The following is a 3,781-nucleotide window of genomic DNA, read 5'->3' on the forward strand; positions in this document are numbered from 1 at the left end:
TTGCCAGTGGTTTCTTGCTTGGTGCTTGTGGCGGGGCATTTTTCGCCTATTTCCTATGCCAGACACCTCATCTAGCGCCACTGCAAAAGATTGCTAGTGGAGTATGGTCTTCTTAACTCTGACTGGAGACAAGAGTTTCTGATCGCGCAGCGGAGGCGAAAGCCGATAGCTAAGCAAGAGAGTAAGGTGACTGACACTTAGTTAAATCACCTATTCTCTTGTTGGCACTCCACCAAAGACATAGATTTGAGGAAAAGAGCGATGTTCCTTGTTACCCCTTTCGTCTCGCCCAGGGGGTAGACTTCCAGATAGTAATAAACAAAGCTCCAGACACCAAAGCTCCTAAATTCCATTTGACAGCACTTTTAAACAGACCCAGACGACGAGACGATAAACTCGATTGAGCTTGGTTTTGTATCCTCTGCTCACCACGAGCAATGAATGAAGCGAGCTGTTCTTTCACCCTCTCCAATTCTTGAGAATTATTGATATCCGGAGTGCTACCTTCACTACTCAGGCTTGCCAAAAGTTTTTCCATCTCCGCTTCTGTATTTACTTTCTCCAAAGCATCTTTAACTTTTTGGAATTGGGTCATCCCTCGGTTAACTTGAGTAGTAATTTGAGTACTGGCTTGTTTATTAATCCGCACTGTGTTAATAATTCCCAAAGGAATCAGCAAGAAATATAGCACTCCCAGCACCAAAGCTAACCAGGATAAAACCTTCACAACCAGGACTTCCCATCTCTCGCGCCCATGGCGCTCTCCATAAAACACCAGGGCTAAGCCGAGTAAAGGTACAGGCACCCGTTCCACCAATGCCCCTATAGTCTGTAATTCCCAGGCAGGATTCATAAAGTTTGGTGGGATCAACGTTTCAACTACGTCAAATACAGTTAGCACTAAAAGGCCATAACCTATCCAGTGCAACAGAGTCGCAGACCTTAGAACAGAAAAGTTAAACTGCCGTATATCCTCTACGGATTCAGTCAATTTATTGCCATCTAATTTAGTCATATATTAAATATTCCTTCATAATAGGACACGATTGTCGTAAACCTTACCTCAAGGTTTAGGAAAGTGTAAATACCACCAGTCGTACCAGTCAGGCCAAACATTTTCCAGCACTTGATAGGCAGCTTCAGGGGAAGAATTCTCTAGAGGAATAGAAAGATGAGCCCACAGACAACGGTTGTCTTGTAGCTTTACCTGACCCAGTAACCATAGCAGCAGGCGACGGGAGCGTACATCGTAAATATCCCGATTTTTCTTGAACTGATAACTGGTGACCGTACTGCCACCCCGGGGGTTGATACAAGAACTGAGGTAAGCCCGCTCTTGGTACACAAATAAGCGATGAAAACCTATTTTTTTCTGCTGGCGTGACACTATTAATTCTTGACTAGCAGGTTCAATCCCTATGTACTTTTGAAGGAATTTATTAATATCACCCCCGCTCTGAACTAAATAGCGCATCTTTATATCTAGAGGTAAATCATTCTGAATATATCGATAGTGCTTGCCAGCTTGTAGTGTTTTATCAACAGCCGTTTGACCAGTCAAACCTTGACTTTCCAGAGGCTGCCATTCTGGTAAGGGAACTGTAGCTGGAAATTCAAAAGGGGTGATGGGACGAGCGCTTGTAGTTGGATACCAAATTACTTTGCCCATAACTGATAAAGTAGCCCCAAAAACAAAAGCTAGCAGCCAAATACGTAGTGATTTCCAATCGAGCATGACATCAAGGCAAAAGGTAAAAGGCTTGCAGGTCTAGGACATTCTTGGGACTAGAAGCCCTGGGTGTTTATGAGGTTTAAGGTTCTACGCTCTAGAGTTTAGGCTAATGGTTGAATTGCTCTAAGGTTCTAACAAGCCTATGAAGCACAACTTTATTACTACCTAGCCCTGATCTGCTTTTTTTATAGCTAATATCTAATAATGCCTAATACTTAGACTTTAGGTTAGTGGCTTAATCTTCAGTCTTTGGTGCATTCTGTTGAAGTATAAAATTGCAGAAGAAACCGAAAATAATGACAGCAGCCAATGAAAAGATCATTGAACCATCTCCAAAATGCCAATATTCAAAGGATTCATAACTATAATAAGCGACTAAAATAGCCATCAGGCTAACTCGAATAGAATTAACAATAAATCCTACTAAAATAGCTATCAGTGGTACCAAAAATTTTTGAACCCGGCTAGTAGGGAACATAAATAAGAATAACAACGATATTCCCAACAACTGAAGCATAGAACTGACGCCAGAACAGCCGGGATTTACTTCTATTCCTCCCGTTGGCAGGATTAAATAAACCCCTTGCCTAGAGACTTCAAATCCTGAGTACCAAAGGAGCAATCCAGAAAACTTAGCAGTTAATGTGGATACATCAATCAGTAATGTTGGCAATCCAGATGGTATAGCGAGACATAAAAATATAGTAAGGTGCTGCCAATATTGCTTTAATCCCTTCACTCCAGATGCCAGCAGTCCCAAACCCAATACTGAAATCAAAGGAGAAAAGCGGATAAAAATGTCATAGCCTGATACAAATGTAGATCGCAACAGTACTAACCCAATTAATAATGACCCTAAAACGCCAGAAAAAATATCACTTTCTAGGTCCAAGGTATGGCGTTTTTCCCATACCATGTAAGACACAGCCACCCAAAATAAAAAACTTGTACTTAGTAAATCAGCAATGTTACTCCTGTCAGCCAGAGTCAATTGAATTGCTATTAACCCAGCTGCTATACCTACTAGCCAATATTGGTAATTTTTAAGGTGTGTAATGGTTGCAAAATGAGTAGCTTTCATCGTGATGTAGCAATATTACCATAATCGGAGACGTCAGACTAAGACTCTTTCATAGTTTCCCTGACTAAGCTAAAAAAATATCTATAATGGTCAGCTTTTTTTTAAAATTGATAATAAATATGGGGTTTTAAATAGTCTATTATAACTTAATTTGTTATACTATTTACCCTAGCACCTCATTGCTAATGAATTAACTATTTTAAGTTATATTATAACTAGCACTATTTTAAAAAAAACTATTTATTATAGTCATTTCCAAAGTCTAAAGCGTGCTTATTTGTGTAATTTTTAATTATTTGGTAAAATAAAATATATGACAAATTAGTGCTTGTTCTATTCTTCCACTCAAAACTCTCCCACTCAGGACTATTTTTTGCTTAATTGGTTGATTTATCCAACAGCTGTACCTTTGGGGATTTGACTATAACACCAGTTTAGTCAAAGTAATTGACAAAATAATATTTATATGCTAAAGATAATTTTTAATGATTGATATATCCCCAGATCCTCAGGGGGTAAATCCCTCAGCCTGCAAATAGAGGAAATTTTATCAAACAAACTATAAATAGTTAATTAAATGACTTTAGCGGAATTAAAACCTGGAAAGCTTGCCATTATCGAGAAAGTTCAGATAGGTTTGCAGGTCGAAGGTCTCGCCAATCGACTAGAAGCAATTGGCATTATTCCTAATAGACAAGTCCAAGTGTTGCGCTCAGCCTGGTTTGGGGGACCGTTACACATTCGAGTTGGTTCCACCACAGAAGTAGCTATCCGACGGCAAGAAGCTAGCATGATTGTCGTTAACCCTGTCAAGGAATAGTTAGCGGTTAGCTGTTAGGGGCGATGTTAGCAGTACGCTATTATCCTCCCCTTCCCTGCAGGGGCGCACCTAGCTGATAGCTTACTCCTCAAAGGTTAAACAGCGGATAGCCTCTAGTAACCCTCTAGCTTTATTGAGAGTTTCTTGA

5 protein-coding genes are annotated in these 3,781 nt (G+C 40.0%); 2 read left to right on the forward strand and 3 right to left on the reverse strand.

The genetic code is table 11. The features are described from left to right. Positions 1–116: photosystem I reaction center subunit XI (locus F6K57_RS42325; protein WP_364304490.1), on the forward strand; the 116-nt coding region annotated here is incomplete at its 5' end. Positions 117–271: 155 nt separating this feature from the next. Here the strand turns inward: F6K57_RS42325 and F6K57_RS39305 are convergent. From F6K57_RS39305 to crtA, 3 genes are all read right to left on the reverse strand, one after another. Continuing rightward, positions 272–1,015, reverse strand: a complete 744-nt coding sequence (locus F6K57_RS39305; RefSeq protein ID WP_293074140.1) for an HpsJ family protein — start codon at positions 1,013–1,015, stop codon at positions 272–274. A gap of 48 nt (positions 1,016–1,063) precedes the next feature. Continuing rightward, positions 1,064–1,735 (reverse strand): cyanoexosortase A system-associated protein, encoded by a 672-nt coding sequence (locus tag F6K57_RS39310; RefSeq protein WP_293074142.1) that lies wholly within the window; start codon positions 1,733–1,735, stop codon positions 1,064–1,066. A 232-nt stretch (positions 1,736–1,967) separates the two neighbouring features. Next, positions 1,968–2,813, reverse strand: a complete 846-nt coding sequence (gene crtA / locus F6K57_RS39315) for a cyanoexosortase A (protein ID WP_075900212.1) — start codon at positions 2,811–2,813, stop codon at positions 1,968–1,970. 577 nt (positions 2,814–3,390) lie between these two features. Between crtA and F6K57_RS39320 the strand changes: the two genes are divergently transcribed. Further along, positions 3,391–3,633 carry a FeoA family protein gene (locus F6K57_RS39320; RefSeq protein ID WP_070393365.1) on the forward strand — a complete coding sequence of 81 codons (243 nt, stop codon included), beginning with the start codon at positions 3,391–3,393 and terminating at the stop codon, positions 3,631–3,633. Positions 3,634–3,781: the final 148 nt, after the last annotated feature.

Origin of the sequence: Moorena sp. SIO4A5, from assembly GCF_010672005.1 — a bacterium.
Lineage (GTDB): Bacteria > Cyanobacteriota > Cyanobacteriia > Cyanobacteriales > Coleofasciculaceae > Moorena.

Coding starts and splice junctions, on each gene's coding strand:
- F6K57_RS39305 (WP_293074140.1), bottom strand. CDS start 1,015: ATGACTAAATTAGATGGCAATAAATTGACTGAATCCGTAGAGGATATA.
- F6K57_RS39310 (WP_293074142.1), bottom strand. CDS start 1,735: ATGCTCGATTGGAAATCACTACGTATTTGGCTGCTAGCTTTTGTTTTT.
- crtA (WP_075900212.1), bottom strand. CDS start 2,813: ATGAAAGCTACTCATTTTGCAACCATTACACACCTTAAAAATTACCAA.
- F6K57_RS39320 (WP_070393365.1), top strand. CDS start 3,391: ATGACTTTAGCGGAATTAAAACCTGGAAAGCTTGCCATTATCGAGAAA.